Genomic DNA, 22488 nt, shown 5'->3' with positions numbered 1-22488 from the left:
TCTAGCTGTCTTTCAGATGAGGAATCTTGGCACCAATCCCTGTTTCAATATAGAAGACTTCAATGGAATGGATATGCACCGTCCACTCCTTTCCCTCCAATGCGGGGACGGATGTCGTCTCCACATCCAAAACGACCATGTCTTCAACAAGCGACTTGATTTTCCCAATGAACATAAAAGGAAACGCCTCGGTTAACATAAATGCTCGGCGCCCGATATTCTTCCGGAAATAATGGATGATCCCTTCCTCTTTTTTGTCATTGAATGATTGAACCAATTATCATCCCTCCTCGCTTATGTTAGTGGAAATGCCATATCACTCGGCACATCGGTTGAATACGAGACGATCTGCTCAAGGGGAATGCTTAACGGAAAAGGAAACCGATAAAACGGCGCATTCACCATTTTTATAATGACGGGTGTTAACGTTATATGGCCCAGTTGGACATCTGACACCGTCCCAGAAAAAATGGGCCGGAACACTTGACCTAATAAATTCAATTGTGTCGCTTTCGTAATGACGAGCAGCTCTTCCCCTTTCAACAGCTCTAACTTCCCTTGCAAATTTTCTTCTATTTGTTCCATTCCCTACGCCCTCCATCCCTTTATTCTTTCGCTACAGGCCGTGACGACTTGTTTCCCGAACCGTTTCCATAGAGAAACTGGCCCGATCGTTGTTATGGATCGTATTTCGCTTAACGGGATCCGGTGTTCACTGCTCATTCGTTGTAAAACGCATTCCGTTTTGGAAGCGCCTTTCAGTTTCCCGAAAAATGAACATTCCACTGTGTCGACCTCTACCCAGACACCATTCCAAGTCGAAAGATTCGTATGGAGCGTTTCCTCAAAAAATTGACGAACCAATGCATCTTTTGCAGCTACGGTCTCCCCGAAGCGCAATACAAGCTTTTGCTGAAGTTGATTGTCATAGATATGGTGTTGATGCGGGGTTGAATAGGTAGGAAATCCAAAGGGGATGGTAGCGGAGTCGATGGCTTCGTACGGAATCCAAGTCCTCTTTTTCAAATCGGTTACCATAACAAAATCTCTGCCGATTGTGGCAACCTTCCCCACGGTAGTGATCGTTTCATTCTGATTGACTGCTGAAATAATGCTAACTTGCTGATGCCGTTTCATTTTAAAAAACTGTTTTAACAGAAGGGTTTTCCGTCGGGATTCGTCTCGGCGAATGACATGGAATAGATTTTTCTGTTGGATATATTCTGTGAGAATCCGTGTTTCCTCCGCTGAAACAGCGCTCGTCGGTGATGAATACGGTGGAAAACTCGGCTTGTTGGACTCCTGATGCTCGCCCGTCGCCAACTCACTGAACTCATTGGACATGCTTGGAACCCCCTTCCCTTATTTGATGAACTGCTCCAATTGGTCGGCAATTCCCTCGACATTCACCCGTTTCGTTCCAACGGCCATGTTATGAAGCGATCGGATACGGTCCTCTGGATCGACGATATACATCGAAGTGGAGTGGGTGACAAACCCTTCGGCATTTTTCGTATATGTGAAATGAAAGCTTCGCGTAAATTGCTTCGTCTCTTCTTCCGTACCTCTTAGAAACAACCAATTGGGGTCCGTTATCCCCATATTTTCTGCATACTGACGTATTCGTTCCTCCGTATCAAATTCCGGGTCCAGCGTAACGGCCAGGATGATGTACTCATCGTCCGCAATTCCTTTTTTCTGCATCTCCCCCTGGAGTTCTTGTAATTCAATGAAAGTCATCGGGCAGACATCCGGACAATTGGTAAAGAAAAAGGTCACGAGCTTCGGCTTATCTTGCTGTGAAACCTCTTTTCCATTCACCTCGGTAAATGGCCATTCTTCCACAGTTCCGATTTGCGGGAGGTCAAGCGCGCGAGGCCAAAAAAAGTAGAATGCAGCCAACCCAAGAGTGAGAACAACGATACCCCATACGAGTTTCAGCAACTTCATCCCTTCCTATTTTGTCAGCGATTTGCGTATGAAATGATGGACAAGCGTATGGAGCGCGGCGCAAAAAAGGACGAGGCTCACTAGATTAGAGGTGAATGATGCTTCCGTTTCAATCGGGATATTGCAAATCGCCGGGTTTTGAAGGACAGCGCCAAACATCATGCCCATTATGCCGCCGAGAGCGCCGTTATACATTCCGTTCAAAGAGGAAGGAGCTTTCATGAATGAACCGAACTTCCAACCAATCCAAAGTCCTGCGCAGGAAGGAAGAAAATACGTAACCGGGTGAGGAGGGAGAAGCAATTGCAAATAAAGGGCGATGACGAATGAAGAAATCGAGGACAGCGCCATGCACATCGTCTTCGTATACCGATCGTCAAAAAGGGTTTGCTTCTTCCGGAATACCCTATAAATATAAACCATCTCGCCGACATTCCACAGAAGTAAAACGAGTATGAGCAACAAGTCGCCTCACGACCTTATAACAGAACTCAAAATCATAACCATGCTCATAGCGAATAAAATGTGGAGGCCCCAAACGAATCTACCGGGCATCTCGACAACGGTCCCGATCATCGGTGCCATTAATCCGACAACGGCCCCATTTGTCAGGCCCGTTACAAACGTCTCATAATCAAAAAGTTTGCCGAATAAGGCCCCCGATCCCATTCCGATCAGGGCGGAGAGCATTGTAATATACGTGAAATGGAAAGGAAATTGATGAATGAACAGAACACCCGAAAGCATTGCAATCATTCCACCCATCACCATGCTTATATTCATCCCCAATTGAAAACCGATCCGCTTTTTGATTTTCCGTACATACAAATAAAAGATGAGAAACAAGCAACTATCTACATAGATGAACAGCCAAATGGGTATATCCAAGACCTCACCTCTACTTACGCTATGGCGATTTGTTTCCAAATGAAACTAGTCCTAGTGAAATGCCCCTATAAAAGAGGGCGCACTGATTCAATTGTCCCCCCTCTACAAAAGTCTTGGGCATATAGTAGATTCAGGGGATGTGGTTTCCCTTAGTTATCATTTTATTAGGAGAGATGTTATGAGACTTGGCCCCATCAATCCGTTTGATGGTTTTCCAATTTGGTATAAGGATGAAAATGGCTTGCGCCTCCAATTGAACGTTGACCCGACTGATCCATTCTCGGGCATTGCATCCGCTGATTTACCCGCACCTACACAACCTGTATCTTTTCCCGACAACTATCCGGATGAGGGATTTTATCTACTCGCAGAAGCGGAAATGACGACAGGCACCGGGGAAAGGGCAAGGCTCGTGTTGGCGCTGGAAGCTGCATTTGTGAATGAAGTGCCAAGGGATACTGAACAAATCGTGTTTGCAAGAGTCCGCGTACGTGTCGACGGTTTACAAGCCAATGCACAATACACCGTCACTCACCCGTATGGAGTTGACACGTTTATAGCAGAAGCCGATCCTCGTAATCCGACAGTCGGAGAGATCAATTTCACGGAAGACTTTGGAGGAATGAACGGCGTAGACTTTGACGTTGTATTGAATAGCCGTGTCCAACCTTTTCTGCAATGGGATCCGGCTGTCGCACCAGCAGCTCCCGCAGGATACATCGGTGATCCGAACGTGCTTCACCCCATTATCGGAAGTCCATTTGTCGACCAGTCCGGGCAACCACAAAACTATTTCCGCATTGAAGGTCCCGGCATCGGAATCGGCTCGCCAGATCGTTCCACCACACCGGGGTTTGATCCGGACCACTGCATTGAGACGAGAAACTTCAGTCTGCTAGGTAAAATTTCCACAATTTCCGGTGTCGATGTCCCAAGGGCAACGTACACCCAAACCGCTGAGGATGTTGGGGTCATCGATGTGTTTGCTACTTCCGACGATACCGATCAATTGATACAAGTGACAGGGACAGGGCTTGACCCTACCGTATTAGCAGGAAGCAATGGACTGTATTTTGCGAGAGTCCAATTTACCGGAAACCGTCCACCTAGTTCGATTACCGTTACAAATGTGAGCGATGAGCCGGACAGCCGTAAAGATGTGGCACCCATCGACTTCATTACAGCTTCTGCAAACTTTGATATCGATTCGCAAAACCTGACGATCCAAGCAGTTTCCAGTGACGCAGTCGGTACGCCAACATTATCCGCAGAAGACTTTGGACTTGGGGAACTCATCATTCCATCGGCCGGGCTTACGATGAATCTCCCATCTGCCCCCGCCACTGTGACAATTCGCTCTACAGCTGGTGGGAGTCGAACAATCCCGGTAACCGTCAACGGTACTCCGTCTCCACCAGCCCCAATTGCAGCAAACGCCGGGGATGATGCGACTGTGCTTTTCGGCGCAACGGTGACACTGAACGGCTCCGGTTCAACGGGCACGATAACTTCATTTACTTGGACACAACTGGCAGGTACACCCGTTGCACTACTAGACGAAGATACGTTAACCCCCTCTTTCATAGCCCCTGACACAACAGAGACGCTAATCTTTCAATTAACGGTCATCGGTGAAGAAGGTACATCCACCGATCAAGTGCACATCCATGTGGTTAATTCCACCCCGACACCTACAGGTACTATAACGGTCACCCGGGCAGAATTCCGGACACGGGATGCAGAATGGAGAATTACCGGAACCTCGGATGTGTTAGGTACTGGTGCCGCTATTTCAATCTACATCGGAAATGAAGCTTCAGGTGTTCTTCTTGCTCAAGTGCCGGTCGACGCACTTGGCGAATGGGGATTCCGCGTCGAGGGGTCTACTATCCAACCGGATGAAACGAGGGCAATCTCCATCCAATCCAGCTCCGGCGGCACACTTCCATCTGTACCCATTACGATTCGCAGATGAATGCCCAATGAGAAACAGTTCAATGAAAGGAGGAAAAGTAATGGAGCGGTGTCCAAAATGCAATGAAGATTTCTTCTGTAAATGCGGCAGTGAAAACAGAGGACGAAGAGGGCCGCGGGGCTATCAAGGACCACAAGGAGAACCAGGGCGCCCCGGACCTAAAGGGGAACAAGGTCCACCTGGTCCAAAAGGAGATCGGGGACCCCGAGGTTATCAAGGTTTGGACGGAAAGCCGGGTCAGAAAGGAGAACGGGGTGAAAAAGGGGAACAAGGTGAAAGGGGTGAAAGGGGACCTCAAGGAGAACGGGGTGAAACCGGACCTCAAGGACCTCAAGGGGAACGCGGCCCTGCCGGAACGTTTGATACGACGTACGGTTATGCCTATACAACAGCAAAAAGCTCGGCATCCGGGACTGTCCATTTCCAAATTGCCGGACCGTTACAAGACATCAAAGTCGTTCGCAATGGATTACAAGCTTTAAAGGATGGAATTTACCAAATTAGCTACACCGTCGTTCTGGAATCGAAAGTCATCAGCTGCACCCCTTCAGCATTTCGGGTGAAAATAAATGACAACGTCCATGTCCATTCATCCGTAACGGAATCCTTAATTTCCACGACATTGACAAACACTCAACTAGTCTCCTTACAGGAAGGCGATGTCGTCCAACTGATTGCTGAGTTACAAGAACATTGCAGTTATAAAATGGCCAGTTTGCAACTTATGCGGATTGGATAAAGACACAAAGAAAGACATCCTGACAGTATTAAATCGCTGCCAGGTTGTCTTCCTCATGTAGAACCGTCCTTCAATCGCTAGGCGTAAAGCCCCATTTAGGTGATAACTTCTCATATTCAATAGATAACTTCTTGGATTCAATAGATAACTCCACAAATTCGATAGATAAATCGCCGTATTCAATCGATAACTTTGTTCATTCAATAGATAATACTAATCATTCCCTAATCTACAGCTCATTTACACAGCCTAGAATGCAGTGGTATAATTAATTGAACAAACATAAATATTCAAAAATAAAACACGAAAACAGGAGGAAGTCATGGGAAGATTAGTTCATTTCGAAATTCATGTAGATGACATGGAGCGGGCAACGAAGTTTTATGGGGAGGTATTTGGTTGGTCATTCCAAGATTGGACTGATTTTGCGGGGATGCCTTACTTCGGAGCAGTGACGGGTGATGATAGCGAACCTGGAATCAATGGTGCTTTAATGCAGCGTCAAAGTGCTCCGCCAGAAGTGGGACAAGCTATGAATGGATTTGCTTGCACAATGGGTGTGGAGAATTACGATGCAACCGAAGAGAAAATACTGGCAAATGGCGGCACTGTGGCCATGCCTAAATACGCCCTGCCCGGCATGGCGTGGCAAGGATATTATATCGACACGGAAGGCAATGTGTTTGGAATTCATCAACCTGATGAGAATGCCAAGTAAAGTTTAGCGCAACGACAGGGCTATCACGGAAAGTCGGTATCGCCGATTTTCTGGACAGCCCTTTTTGTTGTTCTAGATTGACTTTTTGGAAAACCGATCCAGCAGCTCCTGCTCCCGTCGGATTCCTTACAGCTTTCCCCAAATCGTTTAAATGAATTCTGTTTCAAGTTGAATTCGCTACAAATCGGATGAAATCCTCTTTTTTAACCCACTAGTATATGAAACGAGTTTTCGTTTAACCTCGTGTTTCGGTACCTGTGCAAGGCACATTTATGACAATTCACCTAAAAGTATAAATACACAAGAAAAAGCCAGTCATTTCCCTGAATGACCGGCTTCCCAAGTTAACAATATACAATTGTAGTTAATAAACTGAATAGCGTGCTGCACAGGCACCACTTTGATGGCACCGCCTTGAAGCACCATCACTTCGCAAAATTACGCATGACCAGTGCCATAAATTTTATGCCTTCAAAATAGTCATCGACGTAAATGCTTTCATTTGGCGCATGATTTTTGGAGTTTGCATGACCTACTCCGAAGCCCGCGGAAGGGATGCCGAACTTCTGGCAAAATGTATACATCGGTCCGGTGCCTGCCTGGGAACGCAGCAATTGTGGTTCTTTTCCGTAAAACTCCCTTGCGCTGTGCTTGATTGTATCAACAAGAGGATCTTCAATGTCTGTCGTGGCGGCCCGGGTGCCTTTCAGTGGTACTACTTTAATGTCACCAAACTCATGTTTCCTCAAGTGAATCTGCAATAGCTCCAGAATTTCATCGGGATCCTGTTCTGAAACGAGACGGAAGTCCAGCTTTACTTTGGCAACAGAAGGGAGGACAGTTTTCGAGCCTTGTCCAGTGTACCCTGATTCGATTCCGCAAATCGTACATGTCGGCTGGAAGATCAATTTCTCTTTCAACTCAAACCCTGACAATCCGTTGATATATTGGGACAAGCCCAGTTGCTCGAGCTCCTCCTCTTCCTTGTACTCTATTCCTTCCGTCAACTTGCGTTCCGCTTCTGTCAAAGGAAGGACTTTATCATAGAAGCCCTCAATGAGGATTTCATCTTTTTCATTCTTCAATGAAGCAAGCGCCCAAACTAATCGCCAAGCAGGATTTTCAACAATTGCTGCCCTTCCGGAATGAAGGTCGGTATTGGCGCCCGTTGCATGCAATTCAACATAGAGCATGCCTTTACAGCCAAGACTTACTTGTAGATTCCCTTCCACATCTTTGAATCCATTTTCCCATATATTCGCATCCGCATGTATCATATCAATATATTTGTCAGCGAATGCTTCCAAATTCGGACTGCCGATTTCTTCCTCGCCCTCCACGATGAACTTCAAGTTCACAGGCAAGTCCCCATATACTTGCTTGTATGCGTGAACGGCGCAAATTCTCGCCATAAGTGTTCCCTTATTGTCCGCAACACCTCTTGCAAAGAGTTTCCCGTCTCTAATTTCAGGTGAAAAGGGAGGACTTTCCCATAAATCAATCGGATCTTCCGGTTGAACATCATAATGATTATAGAAAGATAATGTTCTCTCACTCTCGGACTTCAATTCCCCAAAAACAATCGGATTCCCTTCCGTTTCAATCACTTGCACGTCCGCATGTAAGTTTTCCAAGTGCTTCTTCACCAGCATGACCGCTTCAACGATTCCGCGGTTTTGAGCAGCGACGCTGGGGATCTTGCAAATCTCCATTAACCATTCAAGGTACATTTCCTTATTGTCATCAATGAATTGATACACTTTTTCCATGAGTTACCCTCTGGCAATTTCCGCTTGGCGTTTCGCAAGCAATGGTTCAATCGTTTTACCGCAACCAAGAAGACCCAAAACTGTCAGCAGGATTTTTTGCGCACCGACATGGGCATCTGTCGGGTCAAAGTATTCGTTTAGTGTATGGAATCCTCCCGCATCTCCTCCACCGCCAAGTGTAACTGCCGGAATGCCGAGATTGATTGGCACATTCGAATCCGTACTCGATGCATTTTCCAATACCGGTTTAAATCCGAGTTCACTTGCTGCCGCCATCGATGTTTGCACGATGTCCGCCTCATGGCTTTGACTGCCCGCCGGTCGATTTCCAACCAATTCGATGTCGGCCGTCACTTCGCCTGGCTTCCCTCTGAATGAATTCTCATCATCAGCAGCCTGCTGTATTATTTCAAGCACCTTCGACTCAAGTTTCGCCAACTCATCCTCTGAATTGGAACGTAGATCAATGATCATCTTGCCCGACTCTGATATCGTGTTAACCGAAGTTCCACCACTAATGATACCGACATTATACGTCGTCTTCGGGTCGGTAGGCGTCTCCAAGACGGAAATTCCCGCAATCGCTCTTCCAAGCGCGTGAATTGGATTCGCCGTCCCAAAACTGCCGAAACTATGTCCCCCTGGCCCCTTATACGTTACAGCATACCGTTTACTGCCCGTTCCTAAATAGGTGATTCTCTCTGGCGACCCAGGTTCGACGGAAATGAACCCATCAATATCATCTCGTGTTTCAAATAGATGCTTCACCCCACGTAAATCTCCGAGCCCTTCCTCCCCGACTGTCGCTCCGACAATCAAATCACCTTTCATCTCGACGCCCGCATGATTCAGCGCCCGAAGAATCGTCAGGACAACTGCCAACCCACGGCCATCATCCGCAATTCCCGGTGCATAAACCTTTCCGTCAATCCACTTTGCTTGAACATCGGTACCTGCAGGAAAAACGGTATCGAGATGCGCGCAAAGTACGAGCGATGGCCCGTTCCCGGTTCCTTTTCGAACACCGAACACATTCCCCACCTCATCCACCTGGATATCCTGAATACCTAATTGCTGAAGTTTTTCCTTATATGCCTTCCCTCGGACCCATTCATCGAATGTCGGTGATTCAATTCCGGTTAGCTCAATTTGCTCATTCGTCGTCGTGTCATTATCCGACTTCAAAAACGCGAGTGCTTTTTTCACTCTTTCATCATTTGCAAGCGCTTTGACTGTCTCAACGACTTCCGGCTTCAATGCATTCATAGTGACAAGTCCCCCACTTTCGAAGTATTTAGATGACGATCAAAAAACTCAACTGTCTTCGTATGCAGCGTAATATGATTCTCAATCTTCTCTGTCTGATGGCCCTCATCTTCGAAGATGACCAATTCAACTTCCCGCTCTACTGTCTTTAAATCGGCAACGAGCTGTTCCGCTTCGCTCACTGGCACACGCGTATCATTTCTGCCGTGGAAAACGAGCAAAGGCGCTGTAATTTTATGCGTTAGATTCATAGGAGCAGTTTCATCGAAGTACTCGCTGTATTTCTCAAGGGAACCATATTCACACTCACGCAAATACCTTCGCCACTCCCCCGTATTCGTCAAGAAGGTCTTCAAATTGGACATCCCGACGATATCGACGCCAGCAGCCCATAGATCCGGATAGTGCGTCAATGCTGACAACACCATGAACCCGCCATAGCTTCTGCCCATAATACCGATCCTATCGGGATCAACATCATGGGATGCAGCTAGATCTTTTGCCAAACTTGCCAAGTCTGCCACTGCGTCCATCCTTTTATCCGCGTCATCCAGCTTCAAATAGTTCCTGCCATACCCATTGCTCCCTCGGATATTCGGGACTGCTACCGCGAAACCTTTGTACACAAGATATTGCAATACAGGATTGTACTCCGCCTTCGACTGTCCTTCAGGTCCCCCATGCACGTAAATGACAGCAGGCTTCTGTCCTTCCTTATCTTTGTTATAAAAGAAATAAGGTATCTCCAAGCCATCAAAAGATTGATAGGTGTGCAGTTCGGGTTCTATCCAATACTTGCCGACGGACTTCGATTGACCTATGAATGTCAATCGCTCCACTTTTTTCGCAGCCAAATCATATTTCCAAATATCTCCCGGATTCGTCGGGGTTTTCAGTGTAAATAAAAATGATTGATTCGATAGCCATGATAGTGATCCGATAACGCCTTCCGGAAGCGAATCAATTAATTCACAAGTCTTCAGACCTGGATAATAAACACCTAATCTCGTAATACCGCCTTCATTCAATGTAAAAGAAAGCGCTTCTCCATCCGGCGAAAGTGCTATCTCTTCCATATCCCATTTCTCCCAATGGAGAAGCTTTTCAAGGCTGCCAGGATTCCCTACTGAAAACCTGCATAAATGCAGCGTATCCTCATTTACATCCGTAAGGACGAACCCTTCGTCATTCCTTGTAATCGGGGATAATATACGGGCAACTGCCCCATCCGGACCTAGAAGCACCTTTTCCTTCGTTCGGATATTGACGATGTAAACGGAACTGTCGATATTCGTTTCCTTGATGCTAATAAAAATCGATTTGTCGTCCAGCCAACCGAGTGGAACACAATTTTTGTCACACGTAAATACCTGCTCAACCTCTTTCGTATCCACGTCGATAATGAACATATCGAAATAACCGGGATGACGACGGTTGCTGGAATAGGATAGATACCTGCCGTCCTTTGACCAGCCACCGACATAATGGAAATTGTCGGTTGATTCCACAAGAACTTCGGATTTGTTTCCGGTCGCGTCAACGATATACAGTTGCTGTTTTTCATTCCCCTTGCTATCAACCCCCAAGACTGTCCGGTCTCCGGCGGGTGAATGGTGAACACTCATTACGCGATCATGCATGTCTATGAATTGGAACGGCACACCGTTCGCGTCGAGCTTCCACACTTGAGGGATACCTGTCATTTTCGAAAGGAAGGTGAATGTCCCTGTTCCCGGGATAACCTTCGCTTCGTATGCGGAGTTCACTGTTAAAAAATCCAATAATAGTGTCTCTTCATCAGTCATCAATGGCCCTCCTTAGTCATATAAATGGCAAGCGACAAAATGATCCTGCCCAACTTCCTTATTGAGGGGTTGAACCGTTTTACACTTATCCATTACGAACGGACAGCGAGTGTGAAATACGCAACCCGACGGCGGATTCAGCGGGGACGGAATTTCGCCTTTTAGCGTAATCCGTTCTCGTTTAATGCGTGGATTCGGCAGCGGCACCGCGGATAAAAGAGCTTGCGTATATGGATGCAATGGCTTTTCGATAAGTTTATCCGTCGGCGCAGTCTCCACCATTTTCCCTAAGTACATGACGCCTATCCGATCTGAGATATGTCGAACGACACTTATATCGTGTGCAATGAACAAATACGTTAAGTTGAATTCCTTTTGCATTCTCTGCAATAGATTTACGATTTGGGATTGAATAGATACATCCAATGCGGAAACCGGTTCATCACAAATGATTAATTTCGGATTAGCGATCAATGCACGCGCCAACCCGATACGTTGCCGTTGCCCGCCTGAGAATTCGTGTGGGAAACGGTAGAAGTGGTCAAGCTGCAGGCCGACTTTCTGCATAATATCCATTACACGTTCCGTATGGTCTTTCCGCTGTCCGAGTTTATGGACGATCAACGGCTCTTGGAGTGTACTCCCAATCCGTTTACGCGGATTTAACGAAGAATACGGATCCTGGAACACCATTTGGATTTCTTCACGTGTCTTCCTAAGCTGTTTACCGGATTGTCCGAAGATGTCCACGTTCCGATATACCGCCTTTCCCTCGGTCGGCTCCGTCAACCGCATGATCGTCCTTCCCGTTGTACTTTTCCCGCAGCCCGATTCACCGACAAGCCCAAACGTTTCCCCTTCATATAACGTAAAACTTACATCATCCACCGCTTTCACATACTGTTGGGTTCCCCCGAACATCCCTAGACCTTTCACCGGAAAGTATTTTTTCAACCCTTGTACTTCAAGCAGCACTTTCTTTTCGGTTTCAGCTTGTAACATACACTGGCGCCTCCTCTTGCTCCGCTATTTTCTCCGCATGCCAGCATCGTACTTTCTGACCTTCTCCTATCACCCTTAGATCAGGCATTTTCGTTTGGCAAAGTTCATCGGCAAATTGGCATCTCTCCGCGAATCGGCAACCGACCGGTACATTTTCGAGGGACGGCACTGTTCCTGAAATGACATGTAATTCCTCTTTCCTGTCGCCATCCATATGCGGTATCGATTTTATAAGACCTTTCGTATAGGGGTGCATCGGGTTTTCAAATAAATTCAGGATGTCCGCCTCTTCGACGATTTGACCCAAGTACATAACTACGACCCGATCACAAAGGCCTGCGACAACCCCTAAATCATGCGTGATGAAGATAACCCCCATATCAAAGCGCTTATTAATATCTTCGATCAGGTCCAAAATCTGAGATTGAATAGTGACATCCAATGCAGTTGTCGGTTCGTCCGCAATGAGCAGTCTCGGTTTGCATGCTAGCGACATAGCGATCATGACACGCTGCCTCATTCCGCCGGATAATTGGTGAGGATAATCATGCACCCGTTTTTCAGGGGATGGAATGCCTGTCAGCTTTAACATTTCAATTGCCTGCGCAAACGCAGCCTCTTTTGTAATTTTTTCATGCAGCATAAGAGCTTCAGCGATTTGAAAACCGATTGTCAGGACTGGATTCAATGAACTAAGCGGGTCTTGAAAGATCATGGAAATTTCATTGCCGCGAGCATGTCTCATTTCGGATTTGGATAACTTCAATAAATCTATATCACCTTTGAAAAAGACTTCGCCTTCATATTTCACTAAGTATTTTTCGTCAAATAGCCGAAGAATGGACTGGGATGTCACACTTTTCCCGCATCCCGACTCCCCTACAATCCCTAATATTTCACCTTTATCAACATGAAAGGAGACATCATCGACCGCGGTCACTCTGCCGTTTTCCGTATTAAAGTGCGTCTTCAGATTTTTCACTTCCAGTAATTTTTCCCGACTCATTCTAGCACCCTCCTTTTTCACCTACATCCAGTGTCATTTGCTTGTATGAGGATCGATATAATCACGAATGCCATCACCCAATAAATTCAAGCCGAAAACCGACAGCACAATTAGAATCCCTGGGAAAACAGTCATCCACCAAGCATTGAAAATGAACACTTTCCCGTCATGCAAAATATTGCCCCAGCTTGGATCCGGGGCCGGTATCCCCGCTCCAAGGAAACTCAATGCCGCTTCGGTAATAATGGCATCTGCAAAAATGAAAGAAGCCTGGACGATCAATGGAGCAACTGTATTCGGCGCGATATGCAACACGATGATCCGCCACGTTTTTGCCCCTTGTGCACGAATTGCTTCTATATACGTTTCTTCGCGGATAACAATTGCTGCTGAACGGACGACACGAGCGACGTTCGGTACGAATACAATCGTCAATGCGAGGATGACGTTTTCCATTTTAGGGCCAAGAGCCGCCACCAAAGCGATTGCAAGCAAAACTCCTGGAATTGCCATCAAACCGTCGCATATTCTCATCAAAACGTTATCGAGCGCTTTGAAATAGCTTGCCAGCAAACCGATCAGCATTCCAAAGAAACAAGCGAGAAGAGCGACTGACAAACCGACGCTAAGAGACACGCGTGCACCATACGCCATTCGGGTGAGCAAATCCCGTCCAAAGTTGTCAGTACCAAGAAAATGTTGGGCACCAGGAGCCATTAATCGATCCGTCACAACCATTTCGTACGGGTCGTACGGAACAAATATCGGACCGAAAACCGCCAGCAATGTCAATAACACCATTATGATTCCGCCAAACAGAATGCCCCGATTGCGTATCAGTCTTCGAAACAGAAGTTTTTTCTGATGGCGTTTTAATCGTTTCTTCGCAAGAATGAATTCATCTTTCAACAGTTTGTCTTGTTCCTGAGCTACATGCACATGAGTCCCTCCCCCATCATTTCTTGTTCAATCTGACCCGCGGATCAATGACACCATATAGTAAGTCGACGATTAGATTGATTAGCACATAGGTGCATGTGACGAATAGAACTACGCCTTGAATAACCGCATAATCTCTTCGTTCAACTGAATTGATGATCAATTGTCCGATTCCAGGGATGTTGAAAATCGTTTCCGTCACGACAGCCCCTGCAATCAGCGAGCCGAATGTCTGTCCGATGACTGTGAGGATGGGTAGAAACGCATTTCGCAACGTATGGCGCGTAATGATCAAATATTCGTGGACCCCTTTTGAACGGGCTGTCTTTATGTAATTCATGTTCAAAACTTCAAGCAAGCTTGAACGGGTCATTCTTGCAATAAGCGCCGCATGCATGGAACCCAGTGCAATGGATGGCAAAATCAGATATTTGATATGTCCAAGAAACCCATCGGTAATAGGCTGATAGCCGGCTACAGGGAGCCAGCGCAGCTTGACGCCAAAAAGCAGGATTAGAAACAAGCCAAGCAGAAAACTTGGAACGCTCATTCCAATCAATGAAATTCCCATAACAGTTCTGTCTGTGTTCGTGCCTCTGCGTGTCGCCGCCAAAATACCGATTGGAATGGAAATGAGGAGCGAGATGGTTCCTGCAATGATCGCCACTGAAATGGTTGGAGCTAAATGGCTTACAATCGCTTCCGTCACAGGTTGCCGCATGAAATAAGAAGTGCCTAGATCCCCTTGGAGGGCATTTCCAATCCAATGAAAGTACTGTGTCACAATCGGGAGATCGAGTCCCATATTGGCGCGCAGAGCTTGAATCTGTTCTTCCGTCGCTTCTTCACCAAGCACCAATGAAGCTGGATCGCCCGGTGTTAAATGGATGATCATGAAAATGACGATTGAAACGATGAATAGGACCGGGATGAGCGATAGCAACCGTTTGAGAAAATACATCTTCATAAGCAGTTCCTCCTTTTCATTTCAGATAAGAGATCGGCCCTTATTCATAAGGGCCGACTTTTTCCTTTATCAATTATTTCGTCTTCTTCACTTCCCAGAGGAGCGCTGTATTGAATATTGTCAAATCCTCCAACTTATCTGTTGCCGATATAACTGATGCATAATGACCGAACTGTGTGTGGGGAACGTAATCATTCAACATATAGGATTGCAGATCGCTCCATTTTTCCTTCGCTTCTTCCTTTGTTGCAGCTACACGGATTTCATCCAATGCAGTCGAAATCTTTTCATCATTTGTCCATCCCGGCCAATCCGGATTGACAGCGAGCAATTGCGATGGCGTAGTTACATAACTGATCCCCGCAACCATCAAATCCCAGTTTTCAGGATTATTCCGCTTATCCAGCAGTGTTGGCCAGTCATAGATTTCTAGTTTTGCATTGACACCCATTTTTGAAAGTTGTTCTTTCAACACGACGGCCGAATTGTAATGGTGATCATAATCCCCAGTCGCATACAGGATAACTTCTTCGTTGTTATAGCCCGCTTCCTTCAATAATTGCTTCGCTTTTTCAACATCGCCCAAGTTATAGACCTCTTTGCCCGCATCCGTTGCCCAGTCGGCATTTTCCGGACTCATGAAGTTCGGGCTCAACTTGAATAATTTCTCATTTCCAACTGCCGCAAGCATGACGGAATGTGAGTCAATACCGGCATTGATCGATTTGCGAAGTTCCGGATTTGTCATGATTCCTGATTTTTTATTGTAAACAAGACTGATTGCCCCTTTGTCAAATGGCGAAAACGTTTGCAAGTTGCTAGTATTCACTAATTGCTCATAGCTATCGAATGGCATATTTAGCGCAATATCGTATTCCCCCGTTTGGACTCCCGCCATTCTAGTCGATGAATCCGTTACAATATGGAATTCCACATCATCGACGTAAACTGTCTTGCTGCCAACCAATCCGTCCGGCTCACCTTCAGCAGGCGAGTAGTCATCGAATTTTGTCAAATGAATGAAACGGTCTTGCTTCCAATCAGTGAATTTGAATGGACCCGTACCGATATACTCGGAGACACCGTCAGCGCCTGCAGATGCAAGTATTTCAGCAGGCATGATAGCCGGAAACTGCCCTCTTCCTGCCATGACGTCAAGCACATCTGTAACAGCGTTCTTCAGTTTTAAAACAACCGTATAGTCATCCTGCTTTTCAAACGTCGAATCGGCCAGTAATAGCTTGGCCCTTGACGACTTTTCCACCCATCTGTTCATGGAAGCAACAACGTCATCCGCGGTCATTTCCTTACCGTTATGGAATTTTACGCCTTCCCGTAATTTGAAGGTATATGTTAGGCCGTCATCACTTTTTTCAACAGTTTCTGCAAGCACCGGTTCAGCCTGCTGCTTGCTATTTTGGGCTACAAGTGTTTCGTAAATGTTCAGCGAAACATCGATCGCATCAGAAGATGTTGTCAAATGTACATCTAATGTCGGCGGCTGGGCACTCATCGCAACTTTTAATGTACCCCCATATTCCGCTTCTGCAGAACCCTCGCCTTCCTTTGGCTCATCCTTACTGCAACCAACAAGTGCAAAAACAACTAATGCAACAATCAAAAGGACAAACTTCTTCATCATTCCATTCCTCCCATTTTCACTTTTATAGGAAAGCGCTTTCTTTTTATTCATACATACACCCCTTTCTTCAACAGTACCTTTCCAACCCCCTCCTCTATGTGAATCTCAGTACCGTATGGTGCCGATAATTCTGCCAGCCGCTCCAATACACCAGTATTTTCACTAAGAACTGGCCAGCCGCGCTCAAACCTTTTCTTTCCAAACCCAAGTTCCAGCGGATGCAGATGCAATTCTGTAAGCTCCCCATTCTCCATCTTCCAAATCGGCAAGACGGACTCCCATATTTTCGGATTAACGCCCAAGCCGATCGAGTTGTCTTTGCTTCTGACATCCAAAGCATCCGCAACAGTATTCGTATGTGATAGATCATAAGCCTGGTAAAAATCGGATGGCAGGTGGGTTACGGTGTCATTTTGGAAAATGAAGTTTCCTAGACTATAGAAAATAGGTCTATTCTTATAAACTTCGATGCCACGCACTAGATGAGGACCATGACCGACAACTGCATGCGCCCCTTCGTCAATGCATGCCCTCGCAAAGGTTTCCAAGAACTGTGCAGGTTGTTCTTTATCATCCGCTAGCATTTCATGTGCATGGATGCTGACAAGTACATAGTTCGCTTGCCTTTTCGCTTCACGGATCGCCTTTAATATCCGGTCCATATCGTTCGGAATAGGCGATGTCGTCTTCCCCTCTTGTTCCTCTTCCTTGAACAGATGCCCGCCAAATTCGAATAAACCATCTTTCCGTTCAACCTTGAACCCTTCTTTAATGCTCATATCCCGGACTGCGTTGATCTTCGTTGAAGCAGCAATCTTTTTTAAGTGTGCGAGCTGCTCTTGCGTAACATGATAAATAGTTTGATAGCGAAGAGGATTGATGCCTGGCCTCCCGATCATATCGGGCCGTTGGTCACCAGCTACCCAAGATTCGTGGAATGTCGACGTAGCTGCAATCATGGCTACACGTCCAGCTTCCGTCTCCAAATACCTCGGTTCACTTGCACTTGCAAGGTTCATTCCAGCTCCGCCATGAACAAACTCATACGTATCCAAATTCCGTTCGGTTGCCTTCAAACCTTCTATGGAATAATCCAATGTATGGTTATTCACCCAACCGACCAAGTTAAAACCGTAATCTTTGATGTCTTGCAAAGCAGCAGGTTTGGTTTTCGCCCAAGTCCCTCCGCTCACTGCCCCAGGGATTCCTTCACCGTCATGAACAGTAATTTCCAAATTGGTGAAACGCACATCAGCCTTTTTCAGCAAACCGGATAACTCCAGAAAGCTTTTATCCTTACCCGGCAACCGCCTCGTAATGAATGTGTCTCCAGTTGCTGTAAAGATCATCTCTCCCACTTTTCATCCCTCCAATGAACATCGCCGTAAGTCGCCTTCTCCTTTACTCGTAAACGCCCCATTTTCAATTCAATTACGTTAATTAAGGAATTGTCCCTTATTGTTCCGTTAATAGTATTAAAAATAGAATAGTTTGTCAATAGTATCTTTTCTAGTTTTTCAATAAAATAAAAAAATACTAACTTCAGTGGTGTCAAAAATACTGACACTACGCCTAAGTTAGTATGCTAATTGAATAGAAGAATCTATTTATTTTTCTATAAAAAGTAATTTATATACTTTGCGTGGCCTGCCTTTTTGACCGGATTGTTCTTCTCCGGAAATTTCAGCCATGCCAGCACTCTCCAATTCAGTGAGGATCCTTCTGGCATTCCTCTCCGTGCTGTTCATCCAGACGGCTAATTCTTTTGCAGTGACATGCGTTTTCTTATAATGCAGCGAAAGCGATAGAATCCGATTGACAGTAGCAGGACTTATATTTGCTTGCGCCATTTTTTCACTCCATTTTGCATTGTAGTTACGGTTATCATATGAAATGGAATTCTGTTGATCTTCGAATTCAGTAATCCGTTTAGTCTCATCCACAATGATGATACATTGACGTTGCTTCACTCTTGCATATTGTGTTGCCAACCTTGCATTCTGCTCGGCTTCGAGTGCAGTTATCCCATACCCGAGACCAATCCGGATCGTGAATTTACTATGCACGTCCGCCTCCATGATCAAATCAAATAACGATTCCTTTTCCAGCTGAAATTCCACTTCACCACGAGTTGTATAGATGAAATAGCGGCCATCACCTATTTCAACGTAGGAGCCATTAATTTTCTCTGCATAGTTGAGGAGCAGTCTTTTCAGTTCCAATTCTTTGTGCTTCATTTTATACGTAAATTGGCTATCCAAATCAGATTCGGATATTTCAATCCCTAAAATCGCGATTTGCGCTTTCCGGTACCATTGAGTCACCCCGCGCTGTTTCAAATACTGGATAATTAAACGGATTGCCATCATATCAGGTGTGACGCGATAACAAGGTATACCGCTCTTGCGCAGCGAATTATACACGTTGTTTATGCACGTTACAGCTACATCCACTTTGCCTTGTTCATAGAGTTTCGTATGGAATTCTATAAGCTCGGAATTCGGTACATAACCGGTATAGGACAAGGAATGGATAGTAATCGAACGTAAAGAAGTCTCCATTAGTTCTTCTGTCGACTGAATGGTATCCAAACTAATGTTTTTAAATATCTTTTTCTCCTGCAACTGTGCTTCAAGTAACGTTTTATATACACTATTGCTATTTTTAGGTACGAAACTTCCTTCTTCACTATGAATAAGATTGTGATGCAATGCAAAATTATACGGCGCCTGCCCCGAAAAAAACCATTGATCCACGAATTGTTTATTTTGCGGAATTATCGTCTCGATGTCTTCCATTTTTTCATATGGGAAAATCATAAGTGTAATCTCGTCGAACTCTTTCACTGCCTTCTTAACAATCTCAACCGAGTCACGGGGTCCAATAGCACCCAATCGAATCTTCAAATTCCACCAACCCCCAAAATAATTCCCACTTTCATGCTAGTGTACCATTTACATATATTGCATGAAAAGAATTGTTCAGGAATTGTGTCGGTGCCTGTGCACGGCACATTTATGACAATTCACCTAAAAGTATGAAAATACAAAGAAAAGTCAACCGTTGCCTGTATGGCTGACTTTTCACTTCTGGAATATACAATTGTAGTTAATAAACTGAATTGCGTGGTGCACAGGCACCGAAAAGGCACAGAAAAGAAATCACTTTACCACTGAATGGTTTCGGGATACTCGCCAGCGTACTCAACAGCACTTGAAGTCACCCCATTTTGTTTTGCCATCTTCTCGATTTCGCGCTTGATTTTAATGTATTTAGCGTCCATGTTAGCTACTCGTTTGGCTGCAATACTCACATTGGCCAGTCGCTTCTCTTTATCCATTTTCAAAAATTCGATATTAAGATAATCAATATATTGGGTAAGGAAGTTCTCGTAATAGCCGACAAAATTAGGCGTCAAGGACCCCTTTATCAGCCGGAATTTGCTTTCCCCTACCGTACTCTCGAGACAATCGCCAATCACTGACTGAAATAGACGGATACGAGCTGGAGTGGAATCCCAGAAATGTTTTCTGTGTTTCGCCGATAATTCAATGAAATCATTCAATACAAACCCAAGAAACAACAATTCCGGCCAAAGTATTTGGATACGAATGTACACATTATTCTCCGATTCGATTGGAGATGTCATCATTTTCTCCGAATCGAGACCATGTGGCACAAGAATTATTTCCCTTTGCCCCCTCGTTGCCTGATCAAGTTCTTTACACAAACTCAGGATCCGAAGCCGTACTTGCTCATACCCAGGATACTCCCCTTCTTCCCCTACAACCGAATATATCGCTTCATGCAACGAAACAAAGTCATTTTTATCTCCTGAAAGATGGAGCCCCGCGTAATTTGACGTATTTTCCAACCAGATCATCTGCAATTCTCTCCTTGTTGTGTAGGTAATAATATCCATAATAACACTCCAAGGAAAATAGTTCCATAAAACTACTCAGGTGATAACTGAATAACTAATGTATCGCACAAGGCACCCAAATTGAGCTGAAACTCTTTCCTATTACTGACTTAGTGAAAATTTTCATATGGTACTATTATCATATTACGAGAGAAGGAGGTTATGTTTTGAAAAAAACGATAGTTGGCCTATTTATTGCGGTTTATTTTTTGTTCGCAAGTGTTTCTGTTCATGCTGCCGCTCCTACATATTCAGATGTCCCCCTTACTCATTCCGCTAGCAAGGAAATCGAATATCTTGTCGGCAATGGAATTTTAACAGAAGCCCCGTCATTTGGCGTCAATGAAACAATTATGCGCATCGAAGCTGCTGAAATGATTGTAAAGGCGTTAGGGCTGGAGACGGAAGGGTTACCCGATGTCGATTTCATTGATGTAAGCCCTTCGGATAAATATTATGCAATCATCCAGGCGGCAGCATCCTCGGGATTCATGACTGGAAATGCAAATCAGGAGTTCATGCCCCATGGTCAGTTGAGTCGGGCGGAAGCCGCTTCCATTTTGGTTTCTGCTTTCAGTTTGGAGGGCAAGTCACAAACGCTATTCCGCGATGTTCCTGCATCCTATTGGGCGAGCCATGCAATCGGAATACTAGTAGAAAATGAAATTACTTTCGGTTATTCAGATGGACTGTTCAAACCGACAGCTTCATTGACAAAAGGACATTTCAGTACCTTTTTAGCAAGAATCCTTAACCCGGAATTCAGACAGCGTCCTGCCTGCTATTCTACGGAAAACAAAAAGTCATACGCTATAAATGTACCGGTGACGAACGTATGGCATACCCCTGGCAAGACCCGCCCTATTGACGAGATATCAATCCAAGCAAAACCGGATATGAAAAAATGGTCATCCCAATTGACAATATCCCAAAAGCTTTGGCTCATAGGAAAAACCGACACACAGGCGTTATACGGGGATCCTGTCGAAATTATAAAATCTAGCGGGAACTGGCATTATATCGCAATAAAGGATCAAGCGAAAACCGGACATAAGAACGGCTATCAAGGTTGGGTCCCAAAATCGCATGTTGCCGCCTCCTCTATCAACGATACGAAATGCCCAATTGCAATTGTTGATGCAAAAATCGCCACACTCTACAATGTGGCGAAATGGGATGACAAACAGAAATGGTTGGATGTGAGTTACACGACAATCCTGCCAGTCGTGGCAGAACACGGTCAGTTTCTGGAAGTTTTAACCGTGGAAGGCAACACGAAATTCATGTTGAAGCGCGACGCCAAAGTATACGCGGATTACGCCTCTATTCCAAAACCGACGGCCAAAGAGATCATTGACAGTGCCAAACAGTATTTGGGACTTCCATATGTATGGGCCGGGACTTCCGCATATGGCTTTGACTGCTCCGGCATTATCTATTCCGTCTATAAAAACCACGGCATACTTATTCCGCGGGATTCCTTCGTCCAAGCGACTCACGGAAAAGCGGTTAGCCGGAGTCAGCTGCAGCCAGGAGATCTAATGTTTTTCGCACATAATGGCGGTAAGGGAGCTGTATATCACGTATCGATATACATTGGCGAAGGCAAGATGATCCATGCCCCGAACTCTTCTCGCAGCATCGAGATCATTTCAATCGACACGCCATTATATAAGAAGAATCATTCCGGTTCGCGCAGATACTTGACGTCGAATTAATCGATTATATAAAAATCCGTCCACAACTTTCTCTTGTGGACGGATTTTTCACATGCGTTGGCGCTTTGTTCCGAAATTGTTTCGGTGCCTGTGCAAAGCGCATTTATGACAATTCAATAAAATACATGAATATACAAATGAAAGCTTGACGGCATATATCCCGGCAAGCTTTCCATTTCAAC

At 45.4% G+C, this 22488-nt stretch carries 21 protein-coding genes and 2 pseudogenes; 6 read left to right on the top strand and 17 right to left on the bottom strand.

The features are described from left to right. Position 1 precedes the first annotated feature (1 nt). Genes M3152_RS02785 through M3152_RS02760 form a run of 6 tightly spaced genes read right to left on the bottom strand, consistent with a single transcriptional unit; the run spans position 2 to position 2838 of the window. The gene (locus tag M3152_RS02785) at positions 2 to 277 is read right to left on the bottom strand and encodes a hypothetical protein (RefSeq protein WP_251693678.1); all 276 of its coding nucleotides are present in this window, start codon (positions 275 to 277) and stop codon (positions 2 to 4) included. A 17-nt stretch (positions 278 to 294) separates the two neighbouring features. Next, entirely contained in the window at positions 295 to 585 is a 291-nt protein-coding gene (locus tag M3152_RS02780; protein ID WP_251693677.1) for a hypothetical protein, read from the bottom strand. Positions 586 to 588: 3 nt separating this feature from the next. After that, the gene (locus M3152_RS02775; RefSeq protein WP_251693676.1) at positions 589 to 1344 is read right to left on the bottom strand and encodes a hypothetical protein; all 756 of its coding nucleotides are present in this window, start codon (positions 1342 to 1344) and stop codon (positions 589 to 591) included. A gap of 18 nt (positions 1345 to 1362) precedes the next feature. Then, positions 1363 to 1944, bottom strand: a complete 582-nt coding sequence (locus M3152_RS02770; RefSeq protein ID WP_251693675.1) for an SCO family protein — start codon at positions 1942 to 1944, stop codon at positions 1363 to 1365. 12 nt (positions 1945 to 1956) lie between these two features. Next, on the bottom strand, positions 1957 to 2412 hold the full coding sequence (locus M3152_RS02765; protein ID WP_251693674.1) for a hypothetical protein: 456 nt from the start codon (positions 2410 to 2412) through the stop codon (positions 1957 to 1959). A gap of 9 nt (positions 2413 to 2421) precedes the next feature. Then, positions 2422 to 2838: a hypothetical protein gene (locus M3152_RS02760; RefSeq protein ID WP_251693673.1), complete on the bottom strand. Its 417-nt coding sequence runs from the start codon at positions 2836 to 2838 to the stop codon at positions 2422 to 2424. A gap of 178 nt (positions 2839 to 3016) precedes the next feature. On the opposite strand from M3152_RS02760, the gene M3152_RS02755 reads away from it, so the two are divergent. The 3 genes from M3152_RS02755 to M3152_RS02745 all read left to right on the top strand — a co-directional run bounded on the left by M3152_RS02755 (position 3017) and on the right by M3152_RS02745 (position 6270). Further along, the gene (locus tag M3152_RS02755; RefSeq protein WP_251693672.1) at positions 3017 to 4813 is read left to right on the top strand and encodes a PKD domain-containing protein; all 1797 of its coding nucleotides are present in this window, start codon (positions 3017 to 3019) and stop codon (positions 4811 to 4813) included. Between the two features lie 40 nt (positions 4814 to 4853). Then, positions 4854 to 5552: a collagen-like protein gene (locus M3152_RS02750; protein WP_251693671.1), complete on the top strand. Its 699-nt coding sequence runs from the start codon at positions 4854 to 4856 to the stop codon at positions 5550 to 5552. Between the two features lie 322 nt (positions 5553 to 5874). Then, positions 5875 to 6270: a VOC family protein gene (locus M3152_RS02745; RefSeq protein WP_251693670.1), complete on the top strand. Its 396-nt coding sequence runs from the start codon at positions 5875 to 5877 to the stop codon at positions 6268 to 6270. Positions 6271 to 6695: 425 nt separating this feature from the next. Here the strand turns inward: M3152_RS02745 and M3152_RS02740 are convergent, their stop codons facing one another. From M3152_RS02740 to M3152_RS02690, 11 genes are all read right to left on the bottom strand, one after another. Continuing rightward, a complete protein-coding gene (locus M3152_RS02740; protein ID WP_251693669.1) occupies positions 6696 to 8039 on the bottom strand; it encodes a M20/M25/M40 family metallo-hydrolase in 1344 nt (447 codons plus the stop codon). Positions 8040 to 8042: 3 nt separating this feature from the next. Further along, complete coding sequence (locus M3152_RS02735; protein ID WP_251693668.1) at positions 8043 to 9305, bottom strand: M20/M25/M40 family metallo-hydrolase; 1263 nt, start codon at positions 9303 to 9305, stop codon at positions 8043 to 8045. Beyond that, a complete protein-coding gene (locus M3152_RS02730) occupies positions 9302 to 11110 on the bottom strand; it encodes a S9 family peptidase (RefSeq protein WP_251693667.1) in 1809 nt (602 codons plus the stop codon). Before M3152_RS02730 ends, M3152_RS02735 begins: the two co-directional genes overlap by 4 nt. 12 nt (positions 11111 to 11122) lie before the next feature. Then, complete coding sequence (locus M3152_RS02725; protein WP_251693666.1) at positions 11123 to 12112, bottom strand: ABC transporter ATP-binding protein; 990 nt, start codon at positions 12110 to 12112, stop codon at positions 11123 to 11125. Next, positions 12099 to 13118 carry an ABC transporter ATP-binding protein gene (locus M3152_RS02720; protein WP_251693665.1) on the bottom strand — a complete coding sequence of 340 codons (1020 nt, stop codon included), beginning with the start codon at positions 13116 to 13118 and terminating at the stop codon, positions 12099 to 12101. Before M3152_RS02720 ends, M3152_RS02725 begins: the two co-directional genes overlap by 14 nt. A gap of 33 nt (positions 13119 to 13151) precedes the next feature. Next, positions 13152 to 14057, bottom strand: coding sequence for an ABC transporter permease (locus tag M3152_RS02715; protein ID WP_251693664.1), 906 nt, complete (start codon positions 14055 to 14057; stop codon positions 13152 to 13154). Between the two features lie 16 nt (positions 14058 to 14073). Then, a complete protein-coding gene (locus tag M3152_RS02710) occupies positions 14074 to 15024 on the bottom strand; it encodes an ABC transporter permease (protein ID WP_251693663.1) in 951 nt (316 codons plus the stop codon). A 73-nt stretch (positions 15025 to 15097) separates the two neighbouring features. Beyond that, a complete protein-coding gene (locus tag M3152_RS02705; RefSeq protein ID WP_251693662.1) occupies positions 15098 to 16717 on the bottom strand; it encodes an ABC transporter substrate-binding protein in 1620 nt (539 codons plus the stop codon). Beyond that, on the bottom strand, positions 16714 to 18015 hold the full coding sequence (locus M3152_RS02700) for a CapA family protein (protein ID WP_251695226.1): 1302 nt from the start codon (positions 18013 to 18015) through the stop codon (positions 16714 to 16716). The genes M3152_RS02705 and M3152_RS02700 overlap by 4 nt, the downstream gene beginning before the upstream one ends. Positions 18016 to 18273: 258 nt before the next feature. After that, entirely contained in the window at positions 18274 to 19572 is a 1299-nt protein-coding gene (locus M3152_RS02695; protein WP_251693661.1) for a hypothetical protein, read from the bottom strand. A 260-nt stretch (positions 19573 to 19832) separates the two neighbouring features. After that, positions 19833 to 20549, bottom strand: coding sequence for a DUF6904 family protein (locus tag M3152_RS02690; protein ID WP_251693660.1), 717 nt, complete (start codon positions 20547 to 20549; stop codon positions 19833 to 19835). Positions 20550 to 20701: 152 nt separating this feature from the next. On the opposite strand from M3152_RS02690, the pseudogene M3152_RS18155 reads away from it, so the two are divergent. The 3 genes and pseudogenes from M3152_RS18155 to M3152_RS02685 form a co-directional block, all read left to right on the top strand. Beyond that, positions 20702 to 20947 (top strand): annotated as a pseudogene (locus tag M3152_RS18155) (hypothetical protein); the annotation flags it as partial. Continuing rightward, positions 20942 to 21130: pseudogene (locus tag M3152_RS18150) on the top strand (S-layer homology domain-containing protein); the annotation flags it as partial. The pseudogenes M3152_RS18155 and M3152_RS18150, both read left to right, overlap by 6 nt. Then, a complete protein-coding gene (locus tag M3152_RS02685) occupies positions 21107 to 22306 on the top strand; it encodes an NlpC/P60 family protein (RefSeq protein WP_435371939.1) in 1200 nt (399 codons plus the stop codon). The pseudogene M3152_RS18150 and the gene M3152_RS02685, both read left to right, overlap by 24 nt. Positions 22307 to 22488: the final 182 nt, after the last annotated feature.

The sequence above is a fragment of the Sporosarcina luteola genome (assembly GCF_023715245.1).
GTDB classification, from domain to species: Bacteria; Bacillota; Bacilli; order Bacillales_A; family Planococcaceae; genus Sporosarcina; species Sporosarcina luteola_C.
Note: the sequence above shows the minus strand (reverse complement) of the source record. Positions and strands in the feature narration are given on the sequence as shown.

What these genes read in the sequence shown, in the direction of transcription:
- M3152_RS02775 (WP_251693676.1), bottom strand. Translation starts at nt 1,344, where the DNA reads ATGTCCAATGAGTTCAGTGAGTTGGCGACGGGCGAGCATCAGGAGTCC.
- M3152_RS02750 (WP_251693671.1), top strand. Translation starts at nt 4,854, where the DNA reads ATGGAGCGGTGTCCAAAATGCAATGAAGATTTCTTCTGTAAATGCGGC.
- M3152_RS02690 (WP_251693660.1), bottom strand. Translation starts at nt 20,549, where the DNA reads ATGATCTGGTTGGAAAATACGTCAAATTACGCGGGGCTCCATCTTTCA.
- M3152_RS02730 (WP_251693667.1), bottom strand. Translation starts at nt 11,110, where the DNA reads ATGACTGATGAAGAGACACTATTATTGGATTTTTTAACAGTGAACTCC.
- M3152_RS02720 (WP_251693665.1), bottom strand. Translation starts at nt 13,118, where the DNA reads ATGAGTCGGGAAAAATTACTGGAAGTGAAAAATCTGAAGACGCACTTT.
- M3152_RS02705 (WP_251693662.1), bottom strand. Translation starts at nt 16,717, where the DNA reads ATGAATAAAAAGAAAGCGCTTTCCTATAAAAGTGAAAATGGGAGGAAT.
- M3152_RS02780 (WP_251693677.1), bottom strand. Translation starts at nt 585, where the DNA reads ATGGAACAAATAGAAGAAAATTTGCAAGGGAAGTTAGAGCTGTTGAAA.
- M3152_RS02700 (WP_251695226.1), bottom strand. Translation starts at nt 18,015, where the DNA reads ATGATCTTTACAGCAACTGGAGACACATTCATTACGAGGCGGTTGCCG.
- M3152_RS02725 (WP_251693666.1), bottom strand. Translation starts at nt 12,112, where the DNA reads ATGTTACAAGCTGAAACCGAAAAGAAAGTGCTGCTTGAAGTACAAGGG.
- M3152_RS02755 (WP_251693672.1), top strand. Translation starts at nt 3,017, where the DNA reads ATGAGACTTGGCCCCATCAATCCGTTTGATGGTTTTCCAATTTGGTAT.
- M3152_RS02710 (WP_251693663.1), bottom strand. Translation starts at nt 15,024, where the DNA reads ATGAAGATGTATTTTCTCAAACGGTTGCTATCGCTCATCCCGGTCCTA.
- M3152_RS02740 (WP_251693669.1), bottom strand. Translation starts at nt 8,039, where the DNA reads ATGGAAAAAGTGTATCAATTCATTGATGACAATAAGGAAATGTACCTT.
- M3152_RS02735 (WP_251693668.1), bottom strand. Translation starts at nt 9,305, where the DNA reads ATGAATGCATTGAAGCCGGAAGTCGTTGAGACAGTCAAAGCGCTTGCA.
- M3152_RS02745 (WP_251693670.1), top strand. Translation starts at nt 5,875, where the DNA reads ATGGGAAGATTAGTTCATTTCGAAATTCATGTAGATGACATGGAGCGG.
- M3152_RS02685 (WP_435371939.1), top strand. Translation starts at nt 21,107, where the DNA reads ATGCCCCATGGTCAGTTGAGTCGGGCGGAAGCCGCTTCCATTTTGGTT.